Consider the following 4,337-nt stretch of genomic DNA (forward strand, 5'->3'; position numbering starts at 1 on the left):
AAAGCGGACAGGGAAGCCAGAAAATCAGAGGATCTGTTAAAGCGTGATTTCCACGCAGAAGAACCGCTGACAAAATGTGTTACAGATATGACAGAGATCAAAGGCTGTGATGGGAAACTGTATGTTTCAGCCATTTTTGACTGCTTTGATTCCAGCGTGATCGGTTTGGCAATGGATACAAATATGAAAGCCTCTTTATGTAAAGAGACGCTGGAAAATGCTGCTAAAGCGTATCCTGGTATCCGTGGAGCCATTATCCATTCAGACAGGGGAATCCAGTATACCAGCCAGCTTTACCGGGAAGCGATACAGAAATATGGAATACAACAAAGTATGAACAGCGCAGGTGGCAGGTGCCACGATAATGCCCGGTGTGAGAGCATGTGGGCAAGAATGAAAACAGAACTGCTATATGATCGTTATGATACAGAGAAAATGACTACGGATGAACTTAAGACAATCATCTGGAGATATTTCACCAGTTACTGGAATAACAGGAGGATCTGCTCCACTAATAGAGGTCTTCCCCCAATGATCAAAAGACAACAATATTACGTTTCCCTGAAGGAAGCAGCATAGGGTTCAAAATCCTTGAGGAAAATGTGTCAACTAATATTGACAATATCAAGATATAGGTAATGTCAGAACACCAAACTGCATTTGGCCGTTCAGGATCAAATTGTTCATCAAGGATATTTTGAAGTTTGCTACTGAAATCGGAGTCTCTTGTGGTGATTGTCCACGGCTTTACCCACTGAGCCTTAATGCCCATTTGTTTCATGTACTGCCCAACAGTACGCTCGGAAATGGTTTCTCCTGTTTTGCGCAACACTTGCGTGATTTTGGGAGCACCGTAATTCTGTTTAGATTTATCGTAAATATCCTTGATTTTGGCTTTTACTGATTCCCGACGCTTTTCAGCATTGGAAGGAACATGTTTCAACCATGCACGATAGCCAGAACGTGAAACGCCAAGTATTTTCAACATTCCGGAGACAGAAACACGGCGTTTAGCCTTGCGGGCTGCTTCTGCCTTCTCAGTAACTTCGAGGTAAATGGCTTCCGTCATTTTCCCAGAATGTTGATGGCTTTTTTTAATACATCAAGTGCATCCTGTGCATCGCGTAGTTCACGCTTTAAACGTGCAATTTCCTTTGCTTCATCAGAAGCATAGTTGCCAGAACCACGGCTCTCAATGTCTCCGGTATCACGCAGTTCTTTCTGCCAGCGAGACAGTGTCTGATGACTGATTCCTAAGTTTGAAGCGCAACCCTGCAATCCTAATTCTCTGTGATCATGATAATACTGGATTGCATCCAATTTAAATTATTTGTCATAGTGCTTTGCCATAATGAGATCCTCCTTCAGTGCGGTAACTACATAGTACCATAAAATTTGTAATTAGGGATTCTCATTTTGACTTGTACTATTTATATTCTAGCACCAATCCGCGCGGTGCTGTGATGGAAGAGCTGGCGGCATTCTTCATACAGATATTCAGGCAGGGATTTCCCTGCCTTTTTAAGCTTCTAACAGGCCTGTACTATTCGGGCTGCGGGGGGGACGAGAGCGGTGCGGGCTTTGCTTCAGGGAGACATTTTCCTGAGCATCCAGTACCATTCCCTGGTTTTCTACGCTGCTGTGGTAATCGGGGCGGAGCTTGTGAGCCGGGTCATTTCCAGGGCAGCAAAAAACCCCAGACTGTATCTGGGGCATGAAGCATTTTTCATATACACAGCAACTGGCCTTGTGCTGGCTAACTGGCTCTTTAAGAATTACATGCTGGCAGTGCGGGGCATTGACCTGCTGCCTGCATTTGGCTGAACCTGGAAAATGCTCTTACAGAGCGTGGAACAGGAAGGCGGAGCCTGCGGGCGCGGCCTGCTGCATCTGCAGGTTGATCTGTTAGCCGGTTGATGAGCTCGTTAATCTGGGGGCCCATGACCGGATCGTTTAAGGCATCGTAAAAGGAAATCAGGGAGTAGAAGAAAAACATGGTTAGGCCGATGGCTACGCTGCTTAAAATGATTCCCATGACCGCCCGGCCCAGGAAAGCCTTTTTGGGGCGAATGTCCGCATTCTTGGACATAAGCGCAAGTACAAGTCCGATCACGCCGCAGATAAGCCCGGTGGGGTAATTGCTTCCGCTGCTCAGGGAAACTGGCAGGTAGAGGAAGCTGCATATAATGCCCGTGATCCCCGAGATCAGGGAACAGGTGGCAAGACGTTCTGCGGATGTGGATGAGTTATTTTTTTGACTGTATTCATAGTTTGGATAAAGCTGCCTTTCTTTTGCATTGAATGATTCATTGTTATTTTCTCATTCTATCACGAAAAATACAGACTGTCCAGATGAAGGCCAAATCTAACCAGAGATGAAAATTTCAAAAGTAAATTCCACCGTCCGCATGCCCTATCCAGAGGTCTCTTTTCCATGTCACAAACTCAGATATTTTATGAGAAGTTAGCTTAATTATACCAGTTATCTAAAGATTTTGCTCATTATAATTCAATAAAATCAAGGAATTTTAATGTCCGGTGGAATTTACCACTGCACTGGAATTTAAAATTTCAAGTCAGCATCTAACCAGAGATGTCATAAAAACTCCATTAATACTCTGATATTGTCCATTCCCTTTTTAGTGAATTTTTAATAATATGAGGAAAATGGAAAGGAGGAAAGTGATGGAGAGAAACGGTAAAGGTTCTTTTGTGCATCAGTATTATAAGCCAACAGAAATTATTTGTGGAAGGCAAATGAAGGAGTGGCTTCCGTTTTCAGTTAGCTGGTGGCATAATTTAGGATCACAGAGCATGAAAGGGCAGTTCAAGCATACTTCTGGAATATTGTACGAAGCAGAAAAGGCGGAGCTGGCTTTTGAGATGATGAAAAGGCTGGATATTGAATATTTTTGTCTGCAGGGGTCAGGAGGCTGCGGTCCGGCAGAGAATTTGCTTCAGACAGAGGAACAGCAGAAGCGGTTGAATGTTATAATTGAAGAAAAGATGAATAAATATAACAGTAAACTACTTTGGGGGGCTGGAAATTATATCAGTTTGGAACAGACAGAGTTGGGGGCGGGCACTTCTCCGTCATTAGACGTATTTTTACAATCCCTAGCATTGGAGAAAATAAATGTGGATACAGTTTTGCAGCTCAATGGAACTGGAATTATGTTTTGGGGAGGAAAAGAAGGTTATCAATGCATGGCAGATACGAATCTTCGGCTGGAATTGGATAATCGGGCAGAGTATATCAGAAAAACAATTGAGTATGCAAGAAAAAAAGGATTTAAAGGACAGTTCTATCTGGAACCGAAGCCAAAGCGTCCAGGACGCTTTCAATATCATTTTGATGTGGCGGCCGCGGTATTGTATTTGAAAGAGCATGATTTGGACAAAGAGGTAAAACTTTGTCTGGACTCTTATCATGCGGCTTTGGCCGGACATGAGTTTGATTATGAGTTTCGGATGGCAAAGTTATTTCAGACAGTTGGAACTATTGATACAAGTCCGGATCGTTTTTTGGATACAGCTTTGTCTGAGATAGAACAGGTTAAAAGGTGGGTTCTGGTCATGTATGATCTGATTGAACTTGGCGGTTTGAGTGGTGGTATTAATTTTGATCCGAAGGATTATAGAGAAAAATATACAGAAGAATTTGTTATGAAGGCTCTGTTTTGTGGTCAGGAAACGCTCTCCTGGGCTTTTCGGGCAGCAGCCTGGTTATGGGAGAATGGAAAGCTGGAACATCTTAGAAGTGTACGTTATGAAGAAATAAGCAAAAAAGAAGCGAATTATAACATGGAAGAGGTTTGGGAAAGAATGAAGGGGAAGCATGTCAAATTGGAAAGGCGATTTTACACAGAAGAAAGGGTAAACCTTCTCTTAGAGGAGGCTGTGAAGGCAGTGTATATTGCAGACTGAAACGGTAAGACAGCCTGTTAATAATCAGGCAAGGGTGTAAAAATTCTTGTGTCTATGGAAAGTAAATCTTTCTGATAAGAAATAGATATGTAAAATTTTGCTGTCGAATTAATGATTATGCGGCTGTCGAATATATCTTTGTACTTACAGTATTGCCATGTAGGAAAATTATATACATCATTTTCGATTTTTTTGCATGACAAGTAAGGCATCATGATTATTGCCTTTTGTGGGCTCTGCCCACACCCGACCTCTGGAATAGGATCGGAAATTTCTGGCAATATTATAAATGCCGAAGGAATAGACAGAGAGCAGGAATAAGGGGCTTAAAAGAGCTTCCCCATTCCTGCTTTTCTTTTGAGCCTATGAAACTTTTTCTGTAAAATAACCTAAGTAAGGTCCTTCTATGA

5 protein-coding genes are annotated in these 4,337 nt (G+C 42.5%); 3 read left to right on the forward strand and 2 right to left on the reverse strand.

Features of this window, described 5'->3' with window-relative positions; all coding sequences use genetic code 11:
* A partial coding sequence (locus DW251_RS17685; protein WP_118301899.1) for an IS3 family transposase occupies positions 1-579 on the forward strand: 579 nt, incomplete at its 5' end.
* Here the strand turns inward: DW251_RS17685 and DW251_RS17690 are convergent.
* Entirely contained in the window at positions 536-1,069 is a 534-nt protein-coding gene (locus DW251_RS17690) for an IS3 family transposase (RefSeq protein ID WP_243035048.1), read from the reverse strand. The genes DW251_RS17685 and DW251_RS17690 overlap by 44 nt on opposite strands.
* Entirely contained in the window at positions 1,066-1,320 is a 255-nt protein-coding gene (locus tag DW251_RS17695) for a transposase (RefSeq protein WP_243035052.1), read from the reverse strand. Before DW251_RS17695 ends, DW251_RS17690 begins: the two co-directional genes overlap by 4 nt.
* A 252-nt stretch (positions 1,321-1,572) precedes the next feature.
* Between DW251_RS17695 and DW251_RS17700 the strand changes: the two genes are divergently transcribed.
* Entirely contained in the window at positions 1,573-1,824 is a 252-nt protein-coding gene (locus DW251_RS17700; RefSeq protein WP_243035054.1) for a DUF2752 domain-containing protein, read from the forward strand.
* 861 nt (positions 1,825-2,685) lie between these two features.
* Positions 2,686-3,927, forward strand: a complete 1,242-nt coding sequence (locus DW251_RS17710) for a hypothetical protein (protein ID WP_118301900.1) — start codon at positions 2,686-2,688, stop codon at positions 3,925-3,927.
* Positions 3,928-4,337: the final 410 nt, after the last annotated feature.

This window comes from Clostridium sp. AM22-11AC, from assembly GCF_003473545.1.
Classification (GTDB): Bacteria; Bacillota; Clostridia; order Lachnospirales; family Lachnospiraceae; genus Enterocloster.